Raw genomic sequence first — 26,124 nt, forward strand, 5'->3', positions numbered from 1 at the left:
TTATGCAAAAACTGACTCGCGATGAGATGGCCCAGCGCGTGGCTCGCGATATACCTGAAGGCGCTTATGTCAATCTGGGGATCGGCTTGCCTACCCGCATTGCTAACTATCTTCCCGCTGATAAAGAAATCTTTCTGCACAGCGAAAATGGCCTGCTGGGGATGGGGCCGAAACCGCTACCGGGGGAAGAGGACCCGGAGCTGATTAACGCCGGAAAAGAGTATGTGACTTTGCTTGAGGGGGGCTGCTATTTCCATCACGGCGACTCCTTCGCCATGATGCGCGGCGGTCATCTCGATATCTGCGTACTCGGCGCTTACCAGGTCTCCGCCAGCGGCGATCTGGCGAACTGGAGTACCGGCGCGCCCGACGCGATACCTGCCGTTGGCGGGGCGATGGATCTGGCCATTGGCGCTCGTCAGGTCTTCGTGATGATGGATCATCTGACCCGCGACGGTGAATGCAAGCTGGTAGAGCACTGCACCTATCCGCTGACCGGCGTCGGCTGCGTAAGCCGCATCTATACCGATCTGGCGGTCATCGATATCAGCGAAAGCGGCCCGGTGGTACGGGAAATCTTTAACGGCCTCTCTTTTGAGGAACTGCAGCGCATCACTCCGGTGACGCTGACTTTTGCACAACTGGCGGAAAGCGCGTAAGGAACCTATGATGAATCAGGCATTTATCTGTGATGCGGTGCGTACGCCGTTTGGTCGCTTTGGCGGTACTCTTGCCACCGTACGCGCCGACGATCTGGCGGCACTGCCGCTCAAGGCGCTGCTGGAGCGCAACCCGGGCCTCGATCCGGCGCGCATTGATGATGTGATTTATGGCTGCGCTAACCAGGCGGGTGAAGATAACCGCAACGTCGCGCGGATGGCGCTGCTGCTGGCTGGCTTGCCGGAAAGCGTGCCGGGCAGTACCGTCAATCGCCTGTGCGGTTCCAGCCTCGATGCGATCGGCATCGCAGCGCGCGCGATTAAAAGCGGCGAAACTCAGCTGATGGTCGCCGGCGGCGTGGAGAGCATGTCGCGGGCGCCGTTTGTGATGGGCAAGGCCGAAAGCGCCTTTAGCCGCACGATGCAGATGGAAGATACCACCATCGGCTGGCGCTTTATCAACCCGCAGATGAAAGCGCTGTACGGCGTGGATTCGATGCCGGAAACGGCGGAAAACGTGGCCGGTGATTTCGCCATTTCTCGTGCCGATCAGGATGCGTTTGCGCTGCGCAGCCAGCTGCGCACGGCGGCGGCGCAGGAAGCGGGGCGATTTGCCGACGAGCTGATCGCCGTCTCGGTGCCGCAGCGTAAGGGTGAACCGCTACTCTTTAGCCGCGACGAGCACCCGCGCAGCACCACGGCGGAGGCGCTGGCCAAGCTGCGCGGCGTGGTGCGCGCCGACGGTACGGTGACGGCAGGCAACGCCTCCGGAGTTAACGACGGCGCCTGTGCGCTGCTGTTAGCCAGCGAGCAGGCGCTGACCGCCAATGATTTACAGCCGCTGGCGCGCGTAGTGGGCGTCGCGACGGCAGGCGTTGCGCCGCGGATTATGGGATTTGGTCCGGCGCCGGCGGTGCGTAAAGTGCTGGCGCAAACCGGGTTAACGCTTGGGCAGATGGACGTCATTGAACTGAATGAAGCCTTTGCCGCTCAGGCGCTGGCGGTCACGCGCGATCTGGGTTTGCCCGACGATGCGGCGCACGTCAATCCTAACGGCGGCGCGATTGCCCTCGGTCATCCGCTGGGCGCCTCCGGCGGTCGTCTGGCAATGACTGCAGCGTATCAACTGCGTCGTACCGGCGGGCGCTATGCGCTATGCACTATGTGTATCGGCGTTGGTCAGGGGATCGCGCTGATAATTGAACGCGTTTAAGGAGCCATAATGAGTTTGTTGACCCCGATGCTGCGTACCAGCCCGCTGACAGACTGGTTCAGCGATGTACAGCGGGTGCAGGGGATGCTGGACTTTGAGGCCGCTCTGGTTCGCGCCGAGGTCGAATGCGGCCTCGTGCCGCAGACGGCGCTCAATCCCATCATCGAGAGCTGCCGGCACGAAAAAATCGACTTTTCCGCGCTGGGGCAGGCCGCCGCCAGCGCCGGGAATCTGGCGATCCCGCTGGTCAAACAGCTGACCGCTCGGGTCAAAGAGCGGAATGAGGCGGCAGCGCGCTACGTGCACTGGGGGGCCACCAGCCAGGATGCTATCGATACCGGTTTTATTCTACAGCTGCGCGGCGCGCTGGCGGAAACGGAATCTCTGTTACAGCGTCTGCTCGACGCATTAGCCCGTCAGGCGGAGCGCCATCAGGATACGGTGATGCCTGGCCGTACCTGGATGCAGCATGCGCTGCCGGTCACTTTCGGCCTGAAGCTTGCTGGGACGCTGGATGCGCTGCTGCGCTGGCAGGTGCGTCTGCGAGAGATGCGGGCAAGGGTGCTGGCGCTGCAGTTTGGCGGCGCAGCGGGCACCCTGGATTCCCTAAAAACGCAGGCGCCGCCGATCGCCGCCGCGCTGGCGAAAGCGCTCGACCTGCTGCTTCCGGACGCGCCCTGGCACAGCCAGCGCGACCGGATGCTGGAAGTCGGGGCATGGTACGCAGGCGTATGCGGTACGCTGGGTAAATTCGCGAATGATTTTTCTCTACTGATGCAAACCGAAGTGGCAGAGGTGGGTGAACCGGTTGCCGAAGGGCGCGGCGGTTCGTCAACCATGCCGCACAAACGTAACCCGATCTCCTGCGCCGCTATTTTGACCGCCGCTCAGCGAACGCCGGGCCTGGTGGCGACGCTGTATGCTGGCCAGATCCAGCAGCATGAGCGGGCGTTGGGCGGCTGGCAGGCGGAATGGGAAACGCTGCCGGAGCTCATCACCCTCGTCGGCGGCGCGCTGACGCAGAGCGAGGCGCTGGTCAGCGACATGCAGGTCTTCGCGCATAAGATGCGCGCCGACCTTGAGATGACCCACGGTCTGATTATGGCTGAGGCTGTTACCCTGGCGCTGGCGGAATTTATCGGTAAAGCCGAGGCCCATCACCGGGTTGAAGCGCTGTGTCGTCAGGCGCTGGATACGTCTCGCTCATTGCTGAGCGTGCTGGAAAACGATCCGCTGGTCAGCGAGCATCTCTCCGCCAGCCGCTTAACCCAACTGCTGGACCCGGCAACGGCGACCGGCAGCTCAGCACTCTTCGTGCGCCAGGTCGTGGCGCGATATAAGGAGCAACGTCTTGAATGTTGATTATCAGATTGACGGGCCGCAAGACGCGCCGGTCATCGTTCTCTCTAACTCGCTGGGCACCACCCGGGCGATGTGGCAGCCGCAGATCGAGGCGTTGACGCAGCATTTTCGCGTGCTGCGCTACGATACCCACGGTCATGGCGCCACGCGTAAAAATGGTAAAGTGACGCTGGCGCAGCTCGGCGAAGATGTGGTTGCGCTGCTCGATCATCTTAATATTGCCAAAGCCTGGTTTTGCGGAATTTCCATGGGCGGTCTGACCGGTCTGTGGCTGGGACGCTTTGCTCCGGAACGTTTTTACGGGCTGGTCGTCGCCAACACCGCCGCGCGTATTGGTGACCAGGCAAGCTGGCTGTCGCGCGCCCGCGCGGTGCGTCAGGAAGGTATGGAAGTGGTGGCCGCAGGCGCGGCGGATCGCTGGTTTACCCACGCGTTTCGTCAGAAGACGCCGGAAGTGGTGGCAGCGCTCTGTCACCAGTTGACCCATATCGATGCGGAAGGCTATGCGGCCTGCTGTGAAGCGCTGGCCGCCGCCGATCTGCGCGCTGAGGTCGGGCAGATTGCCGTTCCGGTGCTGATCGTTGCCGGTGAAAGTGACCCTGTCACGACAGTGGCCGATGCGAACTTTCTGCATCAGCAGATCGCGGCCTCTGAGGTAGTGGTGCTGGCGGCATCGCATTTATCGAATATCGAAGCGCCGCGGGCGTTTAGCTCGGCGCTGCTGGGCTTTATTGAGGGGGAACAACAGCATGGACGATAAACAGCGTTATCAGCAGGGAATGACGGTTCGTCGCAAGGTGCTTGGCGATACGCATGTCGATAAGACGCTGCAAAAGCTGACGCCGCTGAATGAAGAGTTCCAGGACTTCATTACCCGCTACGCCTGGGGAGAGACCTGGACCCGACCGGGGCTCGATCACCATACCCGCAGTATGATCACCATCGCCATGCTGATTGCCCTGAATCGCGAGGCTGAGCTGAAAATGCATCTGCGGGCGGCGTTTAATAACGGTGTTACCCGCGATGAGTTAAAAGAGTTAATTATGCACTCCGCGCTTTACTGCGGCCTGCCCGCGGCCAACGCGACGATGCATCTGGCGCAGCAGGTGTTTGATGAGATGGATGCTGTTTAGCCGCCACCCGGCAGGTTTGTCGCTCATCTCAGGCCGTCACGCGACGGCCTTCGACAGTGACCCGCCGCCAGGGGCGGGTAATATCACCCTCTTTGCTGTGAACAGCCCGCGCACTGCTTATTCTGGATCTGCTGGAAGAAATCGTTGCCTTTGTCATCCACCAGAATAAATGCCGGGAAGTTTTCCACTTCGATTTTCCAGATGGCTTCCATACCCAGTTCCGGCCAGGCCACGCACTCCAGGCTCTTAATACTCTGCTGCGCCAGTACCGCAGCCGGGCCGCCGATGCTGCCGAGGTAAAAACCGCCGTGCTTGCGGCAGGCGTCGGTCACCTGCTGGCTGCGGTTGCCTTTGGCCAGCATGACCATGCTTGCGCCGTGGGATTGCAGCAGATCAACGTAGGAATCCATACGGCCAGCGGTAGTCGGGCCAAGGGAGCCTGACGCATAGCCTTCCGGAGTTTTCGCCGGGCCCGCGTAGTAAATCGGATGATCTTTAACGTACTGCGGCAGTTCCTCACCGTTATCGATAAGCTCTTTCAGCTTCGCGTGGGCGATATCGCGGGCCACAATAATGGTACCGTTGAGCGTCAGACGCGTTGAAACCGGGTGGGCGGAAAGCTGGGCCAGAATCTCGCTCATCGGCTGATTAAGGTTAATGCTGACGACCCTGCCTTCACCCTGCTGGCGCAGGTGTTCAGGAATATACTGGCCCGGATTGCTCTCCAGTTTCTCAATCCAGATACCGTGGCGGTTGATTTTGGCTTTGATATTGCGATCCGCTGAACAGGAGACGCCCATGCCTACCGGGCACGACGCGCCGTGGCGCGGCAGGCGGATGACGCGAATATCGTGAGCGAAATATTTACCGCCGAACTGCGCACCGAGGCCGAGGTTTTGCGCTGCGAGCTGCAGCTCATTTTCCAGCTGAATATCGCGGAAGGCCTGGCCGTGCTCGTTGCCTTCGGTCGGCAGGCCGTCGTAATACTTCGTTGAGGCCAGCTTAACGGTTTTCAGCGTGGCCTCTGCCGAGGTGCCGCCAATCACAAAGGCAATATGGTACGGTGGACAGGCGGCCGTGCCGAGCGTGCGCATTTTCTCGACGAGATAGTTTTTCAGCTTCGCCGGGGTGATTAACGCCTTGGTTTCCTGATACAGATAGGTTTTGTTGGCCGAGCCGCCGCCTTTGGCCATACAGAGGAATTTATATTCGTCGCCGTCAACGCTATAGAGATCAATCTGCGCCGGAAGATTGGTGCCGGTGTTGACCTCTTTATACATATCCAGCGCGGCGTTCTGCGAATAGCGCAGGTTGTCTTCGGTATAGGTGTTATAGACCCCGCGGGCGAGGGCCTCCTCATCGCCGCCGCCGGTCCATACGCGCTGGCCTTTCTTGCCCATAATAATCGCCGTACCGGTATCCTGGCAGGTGGGCAGCACGCCTTTCGCCGCGATTTCAGAATTGCGCAGAAACTGCAGAGCCACGTATTTATCGTTGTCGCTGGCTTCAGGGTCGAGAAGGATTTGCGCGACCTGTTTCTGATGATCCACCCGCAGCATAAATGCCGCATCGTGGAAGGCCTGCTGCGCCAGCAGAGTGAGGGCCTGAGGATCGATTTTGAGGATCTCCTGGCCTTCGAACTCGGTCACGGAAACGTGATCCTTGCTCAGCAGATAGTATTCAGTCTTATCTTGCGCTAACGGAAAGGCTTCCTGATAGACAAAAGGTTTAGTCGACATTGCTTTGCTCCCTAAGAGTAAAACCGCCGGAGTTGGCCCCGACGGTTATGAATCAGAACATCATGGACATCCACGGATAGCCAATCAGCAGCAGGGCAGCCAGGAAGATGGCGCCGAAAATCGTACCAAGACGCCAGTAGTCTTTGGTCGGCAGATAGCCGCTGCCGTAGTAAATCGGGCTGGGGCCGGTACCGTAGGGGGTAATAATCCCCATCACGCCGAGCGAGGTCACCATCAGCAGCACGAAGACCTGCATGTTCATACCCGGGATGGTGGAGGCGATAGTCAGCATCGCCGGCAGCAGCGCGGTAGTGTGGGCGGTGGTACTGGCAAACAGATAGTGCAGCAGATAGAACGCCAGCAGGAGGATAACGGTAGCCACGCCCGGAGAGATGCCGCTCATTAGCGCGCCGCCTTCTTTACCCAGCCAGGCGATAAAGCCGGTGGAGGAGAGACCGTCGGCCAGCGCCACCAGGGTCGCAAACCAGGCGAAGGTATTCCATGCCGCTTTATTACTGGTGATATCGTTCCATGAGAGTACGCCGGTCCACAGCATCAGCACGATAACCAGCAGGGCGGCCAGCGCCGGTTCAATCCACTCGGCGGCGAAGATCCACATCATCAGCGCGAAGCAGACGAAGACCAGCAGCAGGATTTCATTGCGCGACAGGCGGCCAAGTTTTTCCAGCTCGCGGGCGGCCCACAGCGGCACTTCATCGTTGACTTTGACTTCTGGCGGATAGAACCAGTAGGCCAGCAGCGGCATTGCCAGAATCAGCAGGATACCCAGCGGCAGGAAAGCGATAAACCAGGTGCCCCAGGAGATATTGATGCCAACAATGCTTTTCACCAGCGCCAGAGCCAGCAGGTTCGGCGCCAGCGCGGAGAGAAACATCGAGCTGGTGATACAGGCGGCGGTGATCGCCACCCACATCAGGTAGGAGCCGATGCGGCGCGCGCTTGGGTCATTGGGTTTCGAGCCGTACAGCGGGGGCAGGTTAGCGATTATCGGGTAGATGGTCCCCCCGCTGCGCGCGGTGTTGGAGGGGGTGAACGGCGCCAGTAGCAGATCGGCGAAGGTGATGGCGTAGCCCAGCGTCAGGCTACGGCGGCCAAGATATTTCACCAGAATGAGCGCCAGACGGCGGCCAAACTGGGTCTTATCGTAGCCTGCGGCAAACATAAAGGCGCCGAAGATCAGCCACACGGTGGAGTTACCGAAACCGCTCACCGCCCATTTAAAGGAGGCGCCGGCAAGCTTAAAGCCGGGTGCGGCGAGCTGTTCAGGACTGAACAGCAGCCACTGGCTGCACAGGGCAATCACCACCACGCCGGTAATACCGATGACCGCGCCGGGCAGCGGTTCAAAGATTAGACCGACGATGACGCCGACGAAAATGGCAAAGTAGTGCCAGGCGTAAGGGGGCAGGCCCTCGGGCACCGGGATGAACAACAGCAGGACGGCAACGATAATGGGCATCACCATCATCAGTAGACGTTTATAAGCAGCCTGGGGGGCTGCACCGGCAGGCGGTATGGTTGTCTTTTTCTCTTTCATAATGAGTATCTGCAAGTAGTTAAAAATTAGGTTTTGTCACCGACCAACCTTTCGATTTCTTTAGTTGCAAAACTTACTTTAATTATTAATCGTCGATTCTGGTTATGCCGATGACCATTATTTAACGCTTTTTGTTGGGCGCTAAATTAAAAAGATTGGTTATTTATATATTGCGCTTTCATGCGGTATTGCAATTGATTGAGATCAAAAAAAGCGGGTTGTTGAGCAAATTTTTATTATCTCTAATAACCCTGTTTAGTGAGGTGTTTATTTGTATGAAATATAGATAGATGTTAAATATAAATTGAGCGCGATAAAGTAATTTAAATTTATCTTGTTGAAATATATGTGTATTTATTGGTTTCCTGGTGGGGGATTATGTTAACAATGGTTTCCTGATTGTTATGATTAGTCCTGTTTTTGTGAATAAGTTATTTTTAATTAATAATACAAAGGAGGTATTGGTGTTATTGCTGGTATTAAATAGTTTTTTAACTAATGTAATATCTTTGGTAACTAAAAAAATCGCTATATTATGGGCATGACTTAAGGGATTACTAAATACAAGCAAAAACAATTCCGTCGCCTGATTCTCAATTTTTAATATTTATAATCTGGAGCGTCATTATGACCAGTTATCCACGAATTTTGCGTCCTTTTACTTTACCGAACGGTACCGAGCTTAAAAACCGCCTGTTAATGGCGCCGATGACAACCTGTACCGGTTATTTTGACGGAACCGTAACCAGCGAACTGGTGGAGTACTATCGCGCTCGCGCCGGCAGTATCGGCACCATCATTGTTGAATGCTGCTTTATCGATGATTACGGCCTGGCGTTCCCGGGCGCTATCGGCATCGATAACGATGAAAAAATAGCCGGACTGGCGAAAATCGCCGCCGCTATCAAAGCGGAAGGCTCAAAAGCGATTCTGCAGATTTACCACGGCGGCCGGATGGTCGATCCGCAGCTTATCGGCGGACGCCAGCCGGTCGCGCCCAGCGCCATTGCCGCGCCGCGCGATGGCGCTGCGACGCCGCGCGCGCTGAGCGGTGATGAAGTTGAAGGCATGATCGCGAAGTTTGGCGACGGCGTGCGCCGCGCTATTCTGGCCGGGTTCGACGGCGTAGAAATTCACGGCGCGAATACCTATCTGATCCAGCAATTTTATTCGCCAAACTCTAACCAGCGCGACGACGAGTGGGGCGGCAGCCGCGACAATCGAGCGAAATTCCCGCTGGCAGTGCTGGATATCACTCATAAAATGGCCCGCCAGTACGCCGACGATGCCTTTATCATCGGCTATCGTTTCTCCCCGGAAGAGATGGAAGTCCCGGGCATCCGTTTTGATGACACCCTGTATCTGCTGGAAAAGCTGGCCGCCCGCGGCGTGGATTATCTCCACTTCTCCGTTGGCGCAACGCTGCGCCCGTCGATTGTCGATACCACCGATCCCACGCCGCTAATTGAAAAATATTGCGCCATGCGCTCTGAAACCCTGGCTCAGGTGCCGGTGATGGGCGTGGGCGGGGTCGTTAACGCAGCCGATGCGGAGCAGGGGCTGGATCATGGCTATGATCTGATGGCGGTGGGGCGTGCCTGCATTGCTTACCCTGACTGGGCGGCGCGCATTGCCGCCGGCGAAGAGCTGGAATTGTTTATTGACAGCACCCAGCGTGAAGCTCTGAACATCCCGGAACCGCTGTGGCGCTTCTCGCTGGTGGAGGCAATGATCCGCGATATGAGCATGGGCGACGCCAAATTCAAACCGGGGATGTTCGTCGAAACCGTTCAGGACGACGCCAACGAGCTGGTTATCAACGTCAGCCTTGAAAACGACCGCATCGCCGATATCGAGCTGGCGGCAAGCCCGGTGCAGACCGTCGAGTTCACCACCAGCTTTGAAGAGATCCGCGAACGTATTCTCAGCGCTAATACCCCGCACGTGGATGCGATTTCCGGCGCAACCAGCCAGAGCGAAGCGGTGAAAAAAGCGGTGTCCAAAGCGATGCTGAAGTCCAGTAAAGCGCTGGCCGCCGAAGAGGGCGCGGGCGAAGCGGCGCCGAAAAGCTACGATGTGGTGGTGGTCGGCAGCGGCGGAGCCGGGCTGGCGGCGGCGATTCAGGCGCACGATGAAGGCGCGAGCGTGCTGATCGTTGAAAAAATGCCGACCATTGGCGGCAACACGATTAAAGCTTCAGCCGGGATGAACGCCGCAGAGACCCGCTTCCAGCGCGTGAAAGGTATTGAAGATAGCAAAGAGCTGTTTTACCAGGAAACGCTGAAAGGCGGTAAGAACAAAAACGACCCGCAGCTGCTGCGCCGCTTCGTGGAAAATGCGCCGGAAGCCATTGAGTGGTTGGCGCGTCGCGGCATTATGCTTAACGATATCACCACTACCGGCGGGATGAGCATCGACCGCACCCACCGTCCGCGCGACGGGTCGGCGGTCGGCGGCTACCTGATCAGCGGCCTGGTGCGTAATATCACTAAACGCGGGATCGATGTCCTGCTGGATACGTCGGTTGAAGAGATCCTGATGACCGACGATGAGGTGAGCGGCGTACGCCTGCTTAACGATGAACAAGAAACCGTTGTGGTACAGACGAAGAGCATTGTCGTGGCTACCGGCGGCTTCAGCGCCAACAGCGCGATGGTGGTGAAATACCGCCCGGATCTGGCCGGCTTCGTGACCACCAACCATAGAGGGGCGACCGGCGGCGGTATCGCGCTGCTTGAACGCATCGGGGCCGGGACGGTGGATATGGGCGAAATCCAGATTCACCCGACCGTCGAGCAGCAAACCTCGTATCTGATTTCCGAGTCGATCCGCGGCGGCGGGGCGATTCTGGTGAACCAGCAGGGCAACCGCTTCTTCAACGAAATGGAGACCCGCGATAAGGTTTCCGCCGCGATTATCGCGCTGCCGGAGCACTTCGCTTATATCATCTTTGACGAGCACGTCCGGGCGAAAAACAAAGCCGCCGACGAGTACATTGCTAAAGGTTTCGTCACCAGCGCCAGCTCGCCGCGCCAGCTGGCGGAGAAACTGGGGATGGATTACCATGCCTTCCTCGATACGCTGGAACGCTATAATGGCTTTGTTGAAAAACAGCATGACGATGATTTTGGCCGCACTACCGCGCTGCGCGCGCCGATTAATGAAGGCCCGTACCATGCGATTCGCATCGCCCCGGGGGTTCACCACACGATGGGTGGCGTGACCATCAATACGGAAACCGCGGTATTGAACGCCGGTCAACAGCCGATTGCGGGCGCTTTTGCCGCAGGTGAAGTGGTTGGCGGCATCCACGGCGGTAACCGCATCGGCGGTAACGCAGTGGCCGATATCATTATCTTCGGTACCCTCGCGGGCCATCAGGCGGCGAAACGCGCCAGAGGTTAAGCGTCAGCGACACCTGCCGGGCTGGCAAATAGACGGCCCGGCTTCTTATCTCTCAGGAGTATGATATGTCCGACAACCGCGTCTACAGCTACTCCGCCGTGCTGATGGGTTCGCCCATTCTCCTCAAGCTCTACGTTCACGATGAACCGCTCGCTTCACGCGTTTTTCAGCTGATTAAGGGCTACGAAGATCTTTTCACCGTTAACCGCGCGCACTCCCAGGTGATGGATATCAACCAGGCCGCCGGGCGGCATCCGGTGACGGTAAGCCGTCCGGTCTACGCGCTGATCAAATGCGCCAAAGCCGCCAGCATGGTGCGCGACAGCGCGTTTAACCTGGCGATTGGCCCGCTGGTGAAGCTGTGGCGCATCGGCTTTCAGGGCCGCAGCGTGCCCGCGGCACCCGATATTGCCGCCCGGCTGGCGCTAACGCGTCCGCAGGATGTGATCCTCGATGATGCCGCCAGTAGCGTCTACCTTGCGCGGACGGGGATGGAGATCGATCTGGGGGCGATTGCCAAAGGCTATATCGCCGATCGGGTGCGCGACTATTTGCAGCAGCAAGGCATAAACGCCGCGCTGATTAATCTCGGCGGCAACGTCCACACGCTCGGTGAGTGGTCTATCGGGCTGAAAAAGCCGTACTCAGCGGCGGATGCGCTGATCGGCAGCATTGCGGTGGCGGGGCAGTCGGTGGTGACCTCGGGCATTTACGAACGCTATTTCGAGCAGGATGGCAAACGCTGTCACCATATACTCGATCCGCGCAGCGGTTATCCGCTGGATAATGAGCTGGAAAGCGTAACCATTATTTCCGCCGACTCGCTGGACGGCGATATCTGGACGACCCTGATTTATGGCCTTGGCGTGGAGAAAGGCTGCGCGGCCCTGCGCCAGCGTGAGGATATCGAAGCGATTTTCGTTACCAAAAACCGCGACGTTATCCTCTCTTCACAGCGCCGGTTCCGCTTTCAGCTGCTGGATGACGGCTACCGGCTTAGTGACTGTACTGCTTAAGCAGATTGTACTGCTCGGCTATCAGGTGATAGCGATACACTGGACGTCCGGTGGCGCCATAATGAATGCTGGTATAGAGAATGTTAATTTGCGCCAGCCAAATCAGATATTTACGGCACGAGACCCGAGATATGTTCACCGCCGCCGCCAGTTCGTCGGTGGAAAACTCTACGTCCGGGTGGGCATCAATCCACTGACAGAGGGTGCGCAGCGTCTGCGGGGTTAAGCCTTTCGGCAATTTACGGGCATCCGCGGCATCCGGCACATTGCCGTGCAGCAGCCGGTCAACGTCCGCTTGTTCGTAATAGGGTTGACCGGTCATCAGCTTACGTTTTTCGCGCCAGGCAGTCAGGGCCTCTTCAAAACGCGGAAACTGGAAGGGTTTGATCAGATAGTCCACCACGCCGTAGCGCATAGAAGCCTGAACCGTCGCGGCGTCAGCGGCTGAGGTGATCATAATCACGTCGATGGCCCGTCCCGAGGCGCGGATAGCGGGCAGCAGATCCAGGCCGCTATCCTGCTGCATATAGACATCCAGCAGCACCAGGTCTATCTCCAGATCCTTGTCGTTAATCATCTCCCTGGCTTTACTCAACGTAGACGCGGTGCCGCTACAGCGGAAGCCGCTGACTCGTCCCACGTACAGGCGGTTCAGTTCAGCAACCATGGCATCATCGTCAACAATTAACACATTTATCACGCACTTTTCCTTTTACTGTCCCAGGGGAGGTGAACAAAAAATTGGGTAAACACACCGGGCTCGGATTCTACGGCCAGCGACCCGCCCAGTTCACGAAGCTGCTGGCTGGCGAGAAACAGCCCGACGCCGCGATTTTCGCCTTTGGTGGAGAAGCCTTTATTAAAAATATCCTCGATAAAGTCTGCCGGGATGCCGGGGCCATCATCGCTGACTTCGCCGCTCAGCCAGCCGTTCTGATAATGCAGCAGCAGGCCGACTTCGCCTTCGGCCTGGCCGCTCATAGCATCCAGCGCGTTCTCGATTAAGTTGCCCAGCACCGTGACCAGCACGGTGACCTGTTTTTCATTCGGGCAGTCCGGCACCAGGCTCTCTTCGGCAAGGGTGAGGGTAAAACCTCGCTCCTTGGCGCGCTGTATTTTGCCGATCAAAAAGCCGGCCACCACTGGCGATTTGATCCGATGCTGGATTTCGCCGATATCCGCCTGATAGGTGTGGGCGGTCTGCAGCACGTACTCTTCAAGCTTATCGTAGCTTTTCATATTCAACAGGCCGAGAATTACGTGCAGCTTGTTCATAAACTCATGTGAGGTGGTGCGCAGGGCGTCGACATAGTTCACCATCCCGTCAAGCCGCTGCAGCAGCTGGCTGACTTCGGTCTTGTCGCGGAAGGTACTAATCGCGCCGACCACCTCATCCTGACTGCGGACTGGCACCGTATTACTGATCAGCAGCAGACCATTACAGCCGAGCTCCCGATCGTAGATCGGCTCGCCGGTATGTAAAACTTCCTGCAAATCAGCCAGCAGCGGCGTTTGCGCGATATCGCGTCCAGGGCCGCTAAACAGAACGTCGCGCGCGGCGGGGTTAATCAGCGTCACCTTGCCGTCGGCATCTACCGCCACCACCCCCTCTTTTAATGAATGCAGCATCGCCTGGCGTTGCTGGAACTGCGTTGAGATCTCTTGCGGCTCGAGGCCCAGCAGAACGCGCTTCAGGCCGCGAACCAGGCTCCAGGTACCGACGGCGCAAACCAGCGCGCTGAACAGTACGGTGAGGAGCACATCCCAGCGGCTGTCGGCGATCTGCGTATCGACTTTGCTCAGCGAAATACCAATCGCCACCACGCCGATTTGCCGGCGGCTATCATCAAAGACCGGGGTGAATACCCGCAGCGCGGGGGCCAGCACGCCGTGATTGACGGCTACATTCTCTTTGCCCTTCAGCGTAGGCAGGATGTCATCGCCGATAAAGGGTTTGCCGATAATCTGGCCATCAGGATGCGAGTAGCGAATCCCGTCCATATCGGTCACGACGGCAAACAGCAGGCCATTGCGTTTGCTGACGGCCAGAGCCAGCGGCTGAATGATTCCGCGTTCAGGCGGCAGCGTCAGACCCCGCTTAACTTCCGGGGAGTCGGCCAGCGTCCGCGCCACCGCCAGCGCCGTATCCTTGACGCCATCGCGGGTTGCGCCGCTTATCTGCATAAACCACAGGGCGTAGACCAGAATCAATACGGAACCGATGACGCTGCCAATCATTAAGGTCACGGCGGTGCTCAGCTTCATACTCATCGGGCGTTTACGCGCGGGCGCTGCCTGCTGCGCTAATTCATTCATACCGACCCCAGGATAAAACGGTTAGATGCGTATTATCGCTGAATGCATGGCTTTCATAAAGCCGTGTAATAAAAGCCAAATAACTCTGATACGCCAGCGTTGAAGATCGCGGTGGGGTTTATTCCGGATGTTTCCTGCGGGCGAAGTGTGCCGGATATTTTCCTGGTTAAAAATCATTGCGCTCAACGGACCATTGCCTGAATAACGACCAGTCGATGGCTGAATGGCTTCAGGGGGGCAAAACTGTGACTCCCGTGGCGGTAAAGCGCGTCATGAAAGCTTTACACTGCAATTAATAGCCATGGTCAATGAAAGGGTTTGCCGCAGGCCAGCGCTTTCGCCCCCGAAGGTTCTTTCGGTTCTAAACGGAGGTTTTTATGAGCAGTAAGCCAACCGCTTCAATGATGGAACGACGCCACCCTGAAACGACCCATATAGAGAGTCTTGCCACCCTCGATATGCTGACGCTGCTGAATAAGGACGATCGGCAGATTGCCGAAGCGGTCGAAGCATGTTTGCCGGAGATCGCGCGCCTGATTGATAACGCCACGGCGACGCTGAGTCGGGGAGGGCGACTGGTGATTATCGGTGCCGGGGCGTCAGGTCGTGCCGCCGTGCAGACGGTAAGTGAGTTTACGCCGGAGGGGAAACATTCGCTGGTCGGACTTATCGCCGGCGGCCCTGCCGCTGCGCTGCAGGAGATGGAAACCGCGGCGAATGATTACGATCTTGGCGCCTTTGAACTACAGGCGTTACAGTTCAGCAACCAGGATATGCTGCTGGCGCTGACGGTAAGCGGCAAGACGCCGTGGGTCTGGGGGGCGATGCGTCATGCCTGGTCGCTGGGCGCGCCAATTGCGGTTCTGACGCAGCAGGCCAATAGCGAAGCCGCCCAGCTGGCGGATATTATTATCGCCCCGCAAACCGGGCCGGAAGCGGTGGCTGGCTTTGGCAATCCGAAGGCGCAAATTGCGCAGCGACAGATCCTCAATATGCTGACCACCGGGCTGGCTATTCGTAGCGGGCGAGTGTACGAAAACCTGCGCGTCGATCTGCAGGCCAGCACGCCGCGCTGGGCCGAGCGGCAGATTGCCATCGTAATGGCGGCGACGGCGTGCTCGCGCAGTGAGGCCAAAGCCGCGCTGGCCAGCTGCAATCAGCACTGCCGGACGGCAATCTTGATGCTTCTCAGCGGGCTGGATGCCTGGCAGGCGCGCGAGCTGCTGGCAGAGCATAACGACAGTCTGCGGATTGCGCTACGGGCAGCGCAGCCGGTGGCCTGAACTTAACCTGGCGGCGCGTATTTCCGCAATACGCGCCGATGAAGGCAATATCATTCCTCCGGTACGGCAATATTATTCCTCACTAACCATCCGTTTACTCTGATTTAATTTTGCGGGTTGTAAATAAACCATCCGATGCATATTTATTGCTTTGGGCAATATTTTACTTTTTTAAGTTAAAAAACCAGGTTAACAATAATTAGCTATGCGTGCGAATGTGTAAATGACATTTTAAAATAAAGTAAAAGTGCGTTAATATGCAGGCTCTTATTACACTTGTGCTATGTGATATTTCTATTATGCCTGCAATTAAAAATACGATTATATCTATGACCGCATTAGCGATGTTCGTCAGCTCGGCGACCTTCGCAAATGACGATACCTCGAAAAAAACCGATTTCCTGCTGATCGGCGGCGGCATCATGAGCGCGTCGCTGGGAACCTGGCTGCATGAGTTACAGCCGGACTGGAATCAGGTCATGGTTGAGAAGCTGGATGGCGTCGCCCTGGAGTCCTCTAACGGCTGGAACAATGCCGGTACCGGGCACTCCGCGAATATGGAGCTGAACTATACGCCGGAACGCCCGGATGGCACCATTGACGTCAGCAAAGCGCTGGATATTAACGAACAATTTATGATCTCCCGCCAGTTCTGGACGGCGCAGGTCAAACGCGGCATTTTGCACGATCCGCACTCCTTTATTAACTCCACCCCACATATGAGTTTTGTCTGGGGCGATAACGTGGATTATCTGCAAAAGCGCTATGCCGCGCTGCAGCAAACAACCTTATTTCAGGGGATGAAATTCTCCACCGATCACCAACAAATAAAACAGTGGGCGCCGCTGGTCATGGAAGGTCGCGATCCGCAGCAGCGCGTGGCGGCGACCTGGACACCGGTGGGTACCGACGTTAACTATGGGGAAATAACCCGCCAGCTGATCGGTAGTCTGAAGAAAAATAACAACTTCACCCTGCAAACGTCTTCTGAAGTGACCGCCTTTAAACGCAATGCTGATAATTCCTGGCACGTGACAATCAAAAACGTTAATAGCGGCGAAGAGCGGGCGATCGATGCGAAATACGTATTTATCGGCGCCGGCGGCGGTGCTCTGAAATTACTGCAAAAAACCGGTATTCCGGAGGCGGATAACTACGCCGGTTTCCCGGTGGGCGGCTCCTTCCTGATGACCGAAAACCCGGCGGTAACCAACGAGCATCGTCAAAAAGTTTACGGTCAGGCTTCGGTTGGCGCGCCGCCGATGTCGGTGCCGCACCTTGATGCCCGCTTCCTCGACGGCAAGCGCGTGGTGCTGTTTGGGCCGTTTGCGACCTTCTCAACTAAGTTCCTGAAAAACGGTTCCTTCCTCGACCTGCTGAGCACCACGACGACCAGTAACGTGCTGCCGATGACTCATGTCGGTCTGGATAACTTTGACCTGGTGAAATACCTCATCAGCCAGGTGATGCTCAGCGACGATGACCGCTTTGCCGCGCTGAAAGAGTACTATCCTGGCGCGCGCAGAGAGGACTGGAAGCTGATTCAGGCTGGCCAGCGCGTGCAGATCATCAAAAAAGATGCCGAGAAGGGCGGCGTACTGAAGTTGGGTACCGAAGTGGTGGTGGATGAACAGAAAACCATCTCCGCGCTGCTGGGCGCTTCGCCGGGGGCTTCCACCGCCGCGCCGATTGCCCTGAACGTGATCAAGCAGATGTTCCCGGCGCAGTTTAATTCCCCGGAATGGCAGAGCCGCATTCGCGATATCGTACCGAGCTATGGCCAGAAGCTGAACGGCAACGTCGCGCTGACCCAGCAGGTGTGGGATGATACCGCAGCGGCGCTACAGCTCACCAAACCGCCGGTGATTGAAATGAACGTCTCCGCTCCGGTAATGACCGCCAAACCGGCAGAGCCGAAGGCGGAAACATCGCCGCAGCACGATATGGCGCTGTAAGCCCACGTCGTTGACATTGCCCGGTGGCGGCTGACGCCTCACCGGGCTTACTGGCCTCTCTTCGCTGCCCGGCGAAAACGCTAAATTGCTAAAATCTCTTCCCCCGGCGATATCCCCCTTCCGGCTAATCCTTCAATCGTGAATTGCGGTTATACTGTCTTGAAATCACAAAAGAAAATGCGAATGAAGACCGAAAAGCGGAGCCCGGGGCAATGAAAGACGATATTAATCAGGACATCACCTTCCGCAAGCTGTCGGTATTTATGATGTTTATGGCAAAGGGCAATATTGCCCGAACCGCAGAATCAATGCAGCTGAGCGGCGTTAGCGTCCACCGGGCGCTGCATACGCTGGAAGAGGGCGTTGGCTGCCCGCTGTTTATTCACAAAGGGCGCAACCTGCTGCCCCTCCCGGCGGCGTGGACGCTGCTGGAGTACTGCCAGGACGTGATCAGCCTGATGACCCGCGGACTGGAAGCCACGCGTAAAGTAGCGGGTGTCGGACAAGGGCGGCTGCGAATCGGCACGCTTTACTCTCTGACCCTTGAAACCGTACCGCGCATTATTATGGGCATGAAGCTGCGGCGGCCGGAACTGGAACTGGATCTCACCATGGGTTCCAATCAGATGCTGCTGGATATGCTGGAAGATGACGCGCTCGATGCGATCCTGATCGCCACCAACGAAGGTGAATTCAACAATTCAGCTTTTGATGTGGTCCCGCTGTTTGAGGATGATATCTTTCTTGCCGCCCCGGCGACGGAACAACTGGACACCTCAACGCCCGCCGAGCTGCGCGACTATGCGCGGCGTAAATTCGTTTCTCTGGCGGAAGGGTTTGCCACCTATGCCGGATTTCAGGACGCTTTTCAGGTGGCGGGATTTCAACCTGAAATCGTCACCCGGGTTAACGATATTTTTTCGATGATTAGCCTGGTGCAGGCGGGCGTGGGCTTTGCGCTACTGCCGGGACGAATGAAAAAGGTGTATGAAAATGACGTTCAGCTGTTGAAGCTGGCGGAGCCCTATCAGATGCGCCAGCTGATCTCCATTGTCTACTCACACCATCGCGAGCGCGACGCCGACCTGCTGGCGCTGGCGGCGGAAGGGCGGATGTACGCCCGCAGCCTTAGCCATTAAGCCGGTTTGCCAGGTGACGGGCGACGTCGATACCGCTGCGCTCCAGCGAAATGCTCTCTCCCCGCCAGCCCGCCTGGCGGGTGAGGCAGGTTAGCACGCCGCCGGGCGGCATCTCGATTGCCAGCCGCGCGTCCCGTTCATCAGCGGCGATCATCGCTTCCTGCCAGCGCACGGTTCGCGCCATATTCAGCGCCAGATCGTCGGCGATTTTTAATGGGTCCCATAAAACGCGCGCCGTGGAGCCGCTCAGATACGCACAGCACGGTCGTTGCAGCGTGACGTCAGCGAAGGCTTTTGCCAGCTTAGCCGCCGGTTCATTCAGCAGCGCGCAGTGGGAAGGGACGCTAACCGCCAGCCGCTGAGCTTTACTGGCGCCAGCCGCCAGCGCCAGCTGAGCCACGCGGGCCATCTCGTCGTCGCGTCCGGCAATGACAATCTGCGTTTCAGCGTTAAGGTTGGCAATATAGAGGTCGCTATCGGCAATCAGCTTTTCCACGCGGTTGAGCGTCAGGCCCATAATCGCGGTAAGCCCGTAGCCGTGGGGATAAGCCTGCTCCATTAAATCGCCGCGCAGCGCCACCAGCCGCAGGGCGTCGGTGAAATCCAGCGCGCCGGCAATGACAGCCGCCGGGAAAGCCCCTATCGACAGGCCGCTAACCATGTCCGGCTTCACACCTTGACGCTGTAGCTCCCGCGCCCAGGCTGCGCCTGCGATCAGCAAGCACAGCTGCACTGCACGGGTATGTTTTAACGCAGCGGCGGTATCTAAATGGTCTACTTCATCGCCGAGCACGGTACGCGCCTCGGCAAGGATGTTCTGGCGGTCGGGAAGGGCGGCGAGCATATCCGGCCGCTGGTTTCCCTGACCGGGAAAGGTAAAGAGAATTTTCATGCTTCCTCCCTGTTCCATGGCGTAGCGGTCAGGCGCGCGCCGCGGGACGTTTTCAGCAGGGTGCGGCCATCTCGTAGCCACTCGTTTAACGCGAATGCCCCTGCAGGCGTTTCGACCTGGGTATCCGCCCGGCAGGGCAGACGGGCGACGCGGGACTGCCAGGCGAGCAGCGCTTCGCGGTCGAGCGGCTGCGGCGCGCGGATCAGCAGATCGAGATCGCTGGCGGCGTGAAGCACGGGAATTTCGGTGGCCAGCGCATAGCCGGTACTGCCGGTAATGCCCCAGCGCCACGGCCAGTCGTGCAAGGTCAGTGATATCGCCGCCTGTACCGGCGGCTGAGAGACAAACGGCGAACGCAGAAGCAGCAGGCGATCGGCGAGCGTTTCCGGGGTAATGGTTCGGACGATATTCTCCATCCGTACCCACCCCGCAGCGCGCTCTTCGCGCTTCATGCCCCGCACGCCCACCGGAATGCGGGCGCTGATGTCAACGTCGCGTCGTACCACCACCGGCAGGCTGGTGCGCCAGTGCTGAGCGACCCAATGTTCCTCGATCGCCTCCAGCGCGGCGGCACTATTCAACCAGACTAAATCGTGAGGACGCGGCGTTGATAGCATCGTTAGATCCCTGAAGTTAAAGTGATAAACAGCGGCAGCGACAGGATACACAGAACCGAGCTTAACAGCAGCACCGCTTCCGCATCCGGCGACTGTACGCCAAAGCGGTTGCCGAAGACCACGCCGAAGAAACCGGCCGCCAGCGCAATCATCAGAATGGCGGTAATGGCGATAGAACCGTGCAGCCCCAGCAGCATCACCAGACCCCAGGCGATAAACGGTTGAACCAGCAGTTTGACGAGAGTGGAAGTGGCAATCAGCGCATTGAGCTGCAGCTTACGCGCCGACAGAATGACACCGGTCAGGAACAGCGCCGCGGCGGTCGCCGCCAGGCCCAGCGGTTTAATAGAGGCCAGCAGCAGCTCCGGCATTTTGAGACCGATCGCCGAAAGGACAACCCCCAGCAGAGGCCCCCAGACTATCGGTTTTTTCACTGAACGCCACATCAGTACCGGCAGCATCGCCAGCGTCGAACCGCTGTTCTCGCCGGCGGCGAGCGCTTTTTCACGCTCCAGAATCAGCAGACAGAACGGCGTCATCAGTACCGAGCCGCAAGCGATGGAAACGGCGACGGAGAGGGATGTTGATGCGCCTTCGCCGAGCACGCTGCCCAGAATCGGCAGACCAAGAGCGGCGTAGTTAGGCAGCGCTACGGTCAGGGTCAACACGGCGGCATCCTGCGGCGAGCGCTTGAATACGCGGGTAGCGAGGAAGTAGATGGCCGCATAGGTAATCCACATGGCCCCGGTCAGTACCAGTACCAGCGGCGATTGCGCGACGATACCGTTCCATGGGGTTTGCACCGTGGCGCTAAACAGCGTCGCGGGGAGGGCAAAATCCATCACGAAAATATTGAGTAAAGAGACGTTTTTGTTATCGACCATTTTGGCCTTGCCGGCCCAGAAGCCCAGCAGCATGATGACAAAAATCGGCGCGAGGGCATGAATAATCACATAAGTCATATATCACCTGTAAATGAAAAAGAGTACTGGCGCGATTGTTATAATTTCTAAAAGCGGTTCCTTCCCGGAGCGCTCGATGGCGCCCCGGGTGGCCGCTTCCGGCAGGTTTTCTTCTACTTAGGGACTGACTACCAGCTGGCGCGCATGCGATCGCGTACTAGTTGGGAACTACGGCGGTTCTCCGCGCCAAGGCGGCACTTCAGTGAGGCATCCCGGCGGGCGTCAGCGATGGCGTCGCGCAGGGTGTCGGTGACCAGCGTCAGATCGCGGGCGTCCGGTGCGTCAGGATTACTGATATCCAGCAGAGCGGAGAGCAGGCCGAGCGTCGCGTAGTTGCTGACGTCATAAGCCATAGGCGGAATGGTTGCCGCCAGTTTCTCCAGCGCTTCAACGGTACGCAGGGTGATCCGCGCGGCCGACTCTTTACCCATCGCATGCACCAGTACCCCGGCGTCGTTAAATGCGATCAGTCGATTAGCCTGGTAGCCGTGGGCGAGAAACGCCCCGGACATCGCTTTGCCGACGATCAGGCCAATCACCGGATGCCCGGCAAGACGCGCCTTCGCGTATGCGCCTGCGGCGCCGGCCAGCGCCTGATGAATACCAAATGCTTCTTCGCGACGGCCATAGGCCTGGCTGGGGACATCGATAACCGCGATAATCGGGCGCTTCACCGTTTTATCGGCATCGGCGTCGAGGGTTTCGTTGACCACTTTTGCCAGCGTCCAGCCTTCGAGCAGGCCAACTTCACCCTGAGCGGCGCGTGGGTAATGGTTATTAGCATCCGGTACCACGGCGATAAAACGGGCGCTTTCACCGTTAAAATCGGCGTCGGCAACCTGCACCGATGGGCACAGACCGGTCATTAGCGGGGCATTCGGCGCCAGCTGATTTAGCCACAGCGCGGCGCGATTAGTGAACTGGCTCATTATTTCACCTCCCGGGCGAATAGCTGTTTGATCTGCGCGGTGTCCGCCTGCTGGCGGGTATCGAATCGGGTCAAACGGGTCAGGAAATCTTCATATTTGTCGCTGCGATGCTGCGCGGGCACGCCTTTGGCGATCGCCTCGTTCATCGCGCTTTTCACCGCGTTGATACCATCGCCTACCAGGGCATCGACCAGGCCGCTGGCGTAGCGAATTTCGCCGCCGGTCATGCTCCAGATAAACGGACGGTCGCGGGAGTCATACTCTTCAATCCCCGCTTCCTGCTCGATAACCTGCGGCCCGTTGAGGCCCAGACGCGCTTCACGGGTGACAATCAGGTAGCTACACAGCGCCGCGGCGATGGACATTCCGCCGAAGCAGCCGACGGTGCCGGCAACGATGCCGACCACCGGGGTATAGCGGCGCAGGTCGACTATTGCGGCATGAATATCGGCGATGGCAGCAAGGCCCAGGTTGGCTTCCTGCAGGCGCACGCCGCCGGTTTCCAGACACAGCACGGCCTGAGTGGGAATACCGTTGCGGTTATCTTCCGCCGCCAGCTCAAGGGCGGCGGCCATTTTCGCGCCGGAGACCTCACCCATGCTGCCGCCCTGGAAGGTACCTTCAATGGCAATCACCACCGCCGGCTGGCCATTGATGGTCCCTTTTGCAACAATCATACCGTCGTCGGATTGCGGGACGATGCCCTGCGCGCCGAGCCACGGCGACATGATGCCGTCGAAAGGATCCAGCAGTTCGCGATAGCTGCCGTCATCCAGCAGGGTGCGGGCGCGTTCACGAGCGCGGAGTTCAATAAAGCTGCGATCGTTACGCATGAGCCACCTCCTCAAAAACCTGTTCAATACGGATCCGTGCGACGCCGGGCGTGGCGCCGAAGTCGTGGATGATCAGCTGTCCGCCCGGCAGGCCGTTAATCAGGCTCAGCCGTTCGAATAGCGCGTTCCAGCGCGCCTGGCTGTTGTCCACGGAGGTGGTGATTTCTACGTTAAGCGTATCGCTCTGTCCGGCGGTATAGAGCACTTCCATATCGCCGGAGCCTACAACGCCTGCCAGCGCTTTGCCGCTGAGGGCGCGGTTGGCAGGGAATGACAATTTAATCTGTTCCATAACATCCTCTGAATGCGTTAAGCGGAAACCCGGTCGAGAAACAGGGTGGCGGCAAGAAGATCCGCCGCGCCACCCGGCGAGGCGTTCTGCGCCAGCATCTGCGCATCAAGACGCGCCAGCGCGGCGCGTCCCCTGGCTGTCGCACATCCTCCCGCTGCCAGCACCTCGCCAGCGCCTTGCCGCATCGCTTCAAGGCCCGCCATTCCGGCGCGGGAGAGCACGCAGGTATCGCTAAGCGAAGTCATAATCGCCATCAGCGCATCAAGCCGGGCCTGCTCTTCACTGGCTCCCTCGGCCCGGCTGCGCAATAGCTGCGGCAGGGCAAGGGTAGTGACGTGCGGAAAAGCGCGCTGCGCTTCTTCCCGCGCGCCCGGAACCTGCCAGCGGCGGCTGGCGCGCAGGCCTTTACTGAAAGTTTTCGGCGCGCAGGCATCCGGCAGACGGGCGAGGGCGGCGGCGGTTTCCGCAATCCTCTGTGCATGACCCTCTCCTCCCAGCATCGCCGTCGCGCTGACCAGCAGGCCCAGCGCCCAGATAGCGCCGCGATGGGTATTGACCCCGGCAGTCGCCTGCATCATCTGCGCTTCGCCTTCGCGGCCCAGCCGGCCAACGGTTTCACGCAGGGCTACGTCCGCCGGCCGCAGCCAGCTCTGCTGGGCCAGCGCATGAAACGTTGGCTGCAGGCTGCGGGCTGAACGCTCCATTAGCGCCAGGCTCAGATCCTGATGCGCGCCGTTGCCGCGGCTATCGACCAGGCCCGGTTTAGGGCTGAGTCGCGCCTCGTCAACGAGGCAGGCGCTGGCGGTATGGGCCAGCCAGCGGGCCCGGGTTTCAGCAAACTGGGGAGAGAGTTTTTTCATTACCAGCTCCGGAATTTTGCCGGTGGGTTGTACAGACCGTCGGACCACTCAACCAGATCGGCCACGCTACCGGCGGCAAGCAGGGAGCGGGTGGCATCGCTGCGGCGGATACCGATATCCTCCGGATACACGACTTTGCCGCTTTGGCGCAGTGCGGCCACGCGTTTGGCATCAACGCCGAGACCGATATCGGTGATCCCGGCCACGGCGGCTACCATAGCCCGGCGCTCTTCAAGGCTTTCCGCCCGATAGAGATAGGCGATGCCTTCTTCGGTCAGTACATGGGTAACGTCATCGCCGTAAATCATTACCGGCGCCAGCGGCATCCCGGAGGTTTTGGCGACTTCAACGGCGTCAAGTTTTTCCACGAAGGTCGGTTTCACGCCCGCCTGGAACGTTTCTACCATCTGTACCACCAGCTTTTTACCGCGCTGCAACGGGTCCGGTTCGGTAATCATGTTGAGCCATGCCGGCGTGGCGTGGCGGCGACCGTGCGGATCATGGCCCATATTCGGCGCGCCGCCGAAGCCGGAGAGGCGGCCGCGGGTCACCGTGGAGGAGTTAGCGTAGCCGTCAACCTGAAGGGTCGAACCGATAAACATATCTACCGCATACTGTCCCGCCAGCTGGCAGAAGGCGCGGTTGGAGCGCATGGAGCCGTCGGCGCCGGTAAAGAAGATATCCGGACGCGCGCGAATGTACTCTTCCATCCCCAGCTCGCCGCCGAAGCAGTGGACGCTCTCTACCCAGCCGCTTTCAATCGCCGGAATCAGCGTCGGGTGCGGATTCAGCGTCCAGTGTTTACAGATCTTACCCTTCAGACCGAGCTGTTCGCCGTAGGTTGGTAGCAGCAGTTCGATGGCGGCGGTGTTAAAGCCGATCCCGTGGTTCAGGGATTGCACCTGATGCTCGGCGTAGATGCCTTTAATCGCCATCATCGCCATCAGGATATGTTCCTGTTTAATCAGGCGCGGATCGCGGGTAAACAGCGGCTCGATAAAGAACGGTTTATCCGCGACGACTACGTAGTCAATCCACGAACCGGGGATATCCACGCGCGGCAGATCGCATTCGTCATCCACCAGTTCGTTAACCTGGGCAATAACGATGCCGTCATGAAACGCGGCGGCTTCTACCAGCGCCGGAGTGTCTTCGGTGCTCGGCCCGGTGTACAGGTTGCCCTTGCGGTCGGCTTTATAACCGGCGATCAGCGCGACGTTCGGCGACAGGTCTACATAAAGACGGGAATAAAGCTCGATATAGGTGTGGATAGCGCCGATTTCCAGCAGGCCATCTTCCAGCAGCTGCGAAATACGCAGGCTCTGGGTACCGGAGAAGGAGAAATCGAGCTTGCGGGCGATACCTTTTTCGAAGAGGTCCAGGTGCTCGCTGCGCCCGACGCTCGGCATAATCATATGCAGGTCGTGAATTTTTTGCGGGTTAACTTCCGCCAGCATCCGCGAGAGGAAATCAGCCTGTTTCTGGTTGTTACCTTCCAGCACCACGCGGTCGCCGGGGGCCAGCAGCTGCTCAAGGACCGCAACCAGCTGGTCGGTGGGGATCACTTTGCCTGAGACCCTGGCCTCGGCCAGTCGCCGCTGTTTTTCCGTACGGCGACGGTTCCAGACGCGTCCCGTCGTTTGTTCGGCACTCATTATTAACCTCCTGATTCGACGAATCGTTTTGATTGTCCTGGTGTGGGAATAAGTGTGCGTCGCGACGTGGCGGGCATCAATTAAGGCCGATGGAGAATCGTTAGCGTAAGAGTAATGATTGGTGGAGCAGAGATGTGATGGCGATCAATAATGATAGTGAATGATTGGTCTACGAGGAGGCGACGTAGAGATAAAAGTGAAGAGTGGGGGAATTTTCCGGTGGCGCAGCTTCTCCCCGGCTCGCACTGCGTTTAGCCGTATATGGACACCTCCCGTTATGCAAGCCATCTCTGCATTTTGTGTAAC

The 26,124-nt window shown here is 58.4% G+C and carries 22 protein-coding genes; 10 read left to right on the plus strand and 12 right to left on the minus strand.

The window, feature by feature from the left end; genetic code table 11:
• Nucleotides 1-2: 2 nt before the first annotated feature.
• Genes ABLV11_RS14300 through pcaC form a run of 5 tightly spaced genes read left to right on the plus strand, consistent with a single transcriptional unit; the run spans nt 3 to nt 4,367 of the window.
• On the plus strand, nt 3-659 hold the full coding sequence (locus tag ABLV11_RS14300; RefSeq protein ID WP_004102554.1) for a 3-oxoacid CoA-transferase subunit B: 657 nt from the start codon (nt 3-5) through the stop codon (nt 657-659).
• Between the two features lie 10 nt (nt 660-669).
• Nucleotides 670-1,872, plus strand: coding sequence for a 3-oxoadipyl-CoA thiolase (gene pcaF / locus ABLV11_RS14305; protein ID WP_210615037.1), 1,203 nt, complete (start codon nt 670-672; stop codon nt 1,870-1,872).
• Between the two features lie 9 nt (nt 1,873-1,881).
• A complete protein-coding gene (locus tag ABLV11_RS14310) occupies nt 1,882-3,234 on the plus strand; it encodes a 3-carboxy-cis,cis-muconate cycloisomerase (protein ID WP_064407163.1) in 1,353 nt (450 codons plus the stop codon).
• Nucleotides 3,224-3,994: a 3-oxoadipate enol-lactonase gene (gene pcaD / locus ABLV11_RS14315; protein WP_064407166.1), complete on the plus strand. Its 771-nt coding sequence runs from the start codon at nt 3,224-3,226 to the stop codon at nt 3,992-3,994. Before ABLV11_RS14310 ends, pcaD begins: the two co-directional genes overlap by 11 nt.
• Nucleotides 3,984-4,367, plus strand: coding sequence for a 4-carboxymuconolactone decarboxylase (pcaC, locus tag ABLV11_RS14320; RefSeq protein WP_004113382.1), 384 nt, complete (start codon nt 3,984-3,986; stop codon nt 4,365-4,367). Before pcaD ends, pcaC begins: the two co-directional genes overlap by 11 nt.
• Nucleotides 4,368-4,450: 83 nt before the next feature.
• On the opposite strand, the gene fumA is transcribed toward pcaC, so the two are convergent.
• Nucleotides 4,451-6,106 (minus strand): class I fumarate hydratase FumA, encoded by a 1,656-nt coding sequence (fumA, locus tag ABLV11_RS14325; protein ID WP_224330196.1) that lies wholly within the window; start codon nt 6,104-6,106, stop codon nt 4,451-4,453.
• Nucleotides 6,107-6,158: 52 nt separating this feature from the next.
• A complete protein-coding gene (locus ABLV11_RS14330) occupies nt 6,159-7,664 on the minus strand; it encodes an anion permease (protein ID WP_017145769.1) in 1,506 nt (501 codons plus the stop codon).
• Nucleotides 7,665-8,291: 627 nt separating this feature from the next.
• Between ABLV11_RS14330 and ABLV11_RS14335 the strand changes: the two genes are divergently transcribed.
• Nucleotides 8,292-11,069 (plus strand): flavocytochrome c, encoded by a 2,778-nt coding sequence (locus ABLV11_RS14335; RefSeq protein WP_004113380.1) that lies wholly within the window; start codon nt 8,292-8,294, stop codon nt 11,067-11,069.
• 65 nt (nt 11,070-11,134) lie between these two features.
• On the plus strand, nt 11,135-12,085 hold the full coding sequence (locus tag ABLV11_RS14340; protein WP_023321094.1) for an FAD:protein FMN transferase: 951 nt from the start codon (nt 11,135-11,137) through the stop codon (nt 12,083-12,085).
• Here the strand turns inward: ABLV11_RS14340 and dcuR are convergent.
• Complete coding sequence (dcuR, locus tag ABLV11_RS14345) at nt 12,066-12,785, minus strand: two-component system response regulator DcuR (RefSeq protein WP_016807965.1); 720 nt, start codon at nt 12,783-12,785, stop codon at nt 12,066-12,068. The genes ABLV11_RS14340 and dcuR overlap by 20 nt on opposite strands.
• The gene (locus ABLV11_RS14350; RefSeq protein WP_016807964.1) at nt 12,782-14,401 is read right to left on the minus strand and encodes a sensor histidine kinase; all 1,620 of its coding nucleotides are present in this window, start codon (nt 14,399-14,401) and stop codon (nt 12,782-12,784) included. Before ABLV11_RS14350 ends, dcuR begins: the two co-directional genes overlap by 4 nt.
• 377 nt (nt 14,402-14,778) lie before the next feature.
• On the opposite strand from ABLV11_RS14350, the gene ABLV11_RS14355 reads away from it, so the two are divergent.
• The 3 genes from ABLV11_RS14355 (at nt 14,779) to ABLV11_RS14365 (ending at nt 18,778) form a co-directional block, all read left to right on the plus strand.
• A complete protein-coding gene (locus ABLV11_RS14355) occupies nt 14,779-15,684 on the plus strand; it encodes an N-acetylmuramic acid 6-phosphate etherase (RefSeq protein ID WP_004113377.1) in 906 nt (301 codons plus the stop codon).
• Nucleotides 15,685-15,983: 299 nt separating this feature from the next.
• Entirely contained in the window at nt 15,984-17,639 is a 1,656-nt protein-coding gene (gene mqo, locus ABLV11_RS14360) for a malate dehydrogenase (quinone) (RefSeq protein WP_016807963.1), read from the plus strand.
• 212 nt (nt 17,640-17,851) lie between these two features.
• Nucleotides 17,852-18,778, plus strand: a complete 927-nt coding sequence (locus ABLV11_RS14365) for a LysR substrate-binding domain-containing protein (RefSeq protein WP_004102531.1) — start codon at nt 17,852-17,854, stop codon at nt 18,776-18,778.
• On the opposite strand, the gene mdcH is transcribed toward ABLV11_RS14365, so the two are convergent.
• From mdcH to mdcA, 8 genes are all read right to left on the minus strand, one after another.
• Nucleotides 18,768-19,670: a malonate decarboxylase subunit epsilon gene (gene mdcH / locus ABLV11_RS14370; RefSeq protein WP_064370116.1), complete on the minus strand. Its 903-nt coding sequence runs from the start codon at nt 19,668-19,670 to the stop codon at nt 18,768-18,770. The genes ABLV11_RS14365 and mdcH overlap by 11 nt on opposite strands.
• A complete protein-coding gene (locus tag ABLV11_RS14375) occupies nt 19,667-20,287 on the minus strand; it encodes a malonate decarboxylase holo-ACP synthase (protein WP_163529241.1) in 621 nt (206 codons plus the stop codon). Before ABLV11_RS14375 ends, mdcH begins: the two co-directional genes overlap by 4 nt.
• A gap of 2 nt (nt 20,288-20,289) precedes the next feature.
• A complete protein-coding gene (locus tag ABLV11_RS14380) occupies nt 20,290-21,249 on the minus strand; it encodes an AEC family transporter (protein ID WP_064372194.1) in 960 nt (319 codons plus the stop codon).
• A 128-nt stretch (nt 21,250-21,377) separates the two neighbouring features.
• Nucleotides 21,378-22,178, minus strand: a complete 801-nt coding sequence (gene mdcE, locus ABLV11_RS14385; RefSeq protein ID WP_004102523.1) for a biotin-independent malonate decarboxylase subunit gamma — start codon at nt 22,176-22,178, stop codon at nt 21,378-21,380.
• Nucleotides 22,178-23,011: a biotin-independent malonate decarboxylase subunit beta gene (locus tag ABLV11_RS14390; RefSeq protein ID WP_064344421.1), complete on the minus strand. Its 834-nt coding sequence runs from the start codon at nt 23,009-23,011 to the stop codon at nt 22,178-22,180. The genes mdcE and ABLV11_RS14390 overlap by 1 nt, the downstream gene beginning before the upstream one ends.
• A complete protein-coding gene (gene mdcC / locus ABLV11_RS14395; RefSeq protein ID WP_004102520.1) occupies nt 23,004-23,303 on the minus strand; it encodes a malonate decarboxylase acyl carrier protein in 300 nt (99 codons plus the stop codon). Before mdcC ends, ABLV11_RS14390 begins: the two co-directional genes overlap by 8 nt.
• 17 nt (nt 23,304-23,320) lie before the next feature.
• On the minus strand, nt 23,321-24,163 hold the full coding sequence (locus tag ABLV11_RS14400; RefSeq protein WP_016807961.1) for a triphosphoribosyl-dephospho-CoA synthase: 843 nt from the start codon (nt 24,161-24,163) through the stop codon (nt 23,321-23,323).
• Complete coding sequence (gene mdcA / locus ABLV11_RS14405; protein WP_224330508.1) at nt 24,163-25,818, minus strand: malonate decarboxylase subunit alpha; 1,656 nt, start codon at nt 25,816-25,818, stop codon at nt 24,163-24,165. Before mdcA ends, ABLV11_RS14400 begins: the two co-directional genes overlap by 1 nt.
• Nucleotides 25,819-26,124 lie beyond the last annotated feature (306 nt).

The organism is Klebsiella sp. GW_Kp181, assembly GCF_040062315.1.
Lineage (GTDB): Bacteria > Pseudomonadota > Gammaproteobacteria > Enterobacterales > Enterobacteriaceae > Klebsiella > Klebsiella oxytoca.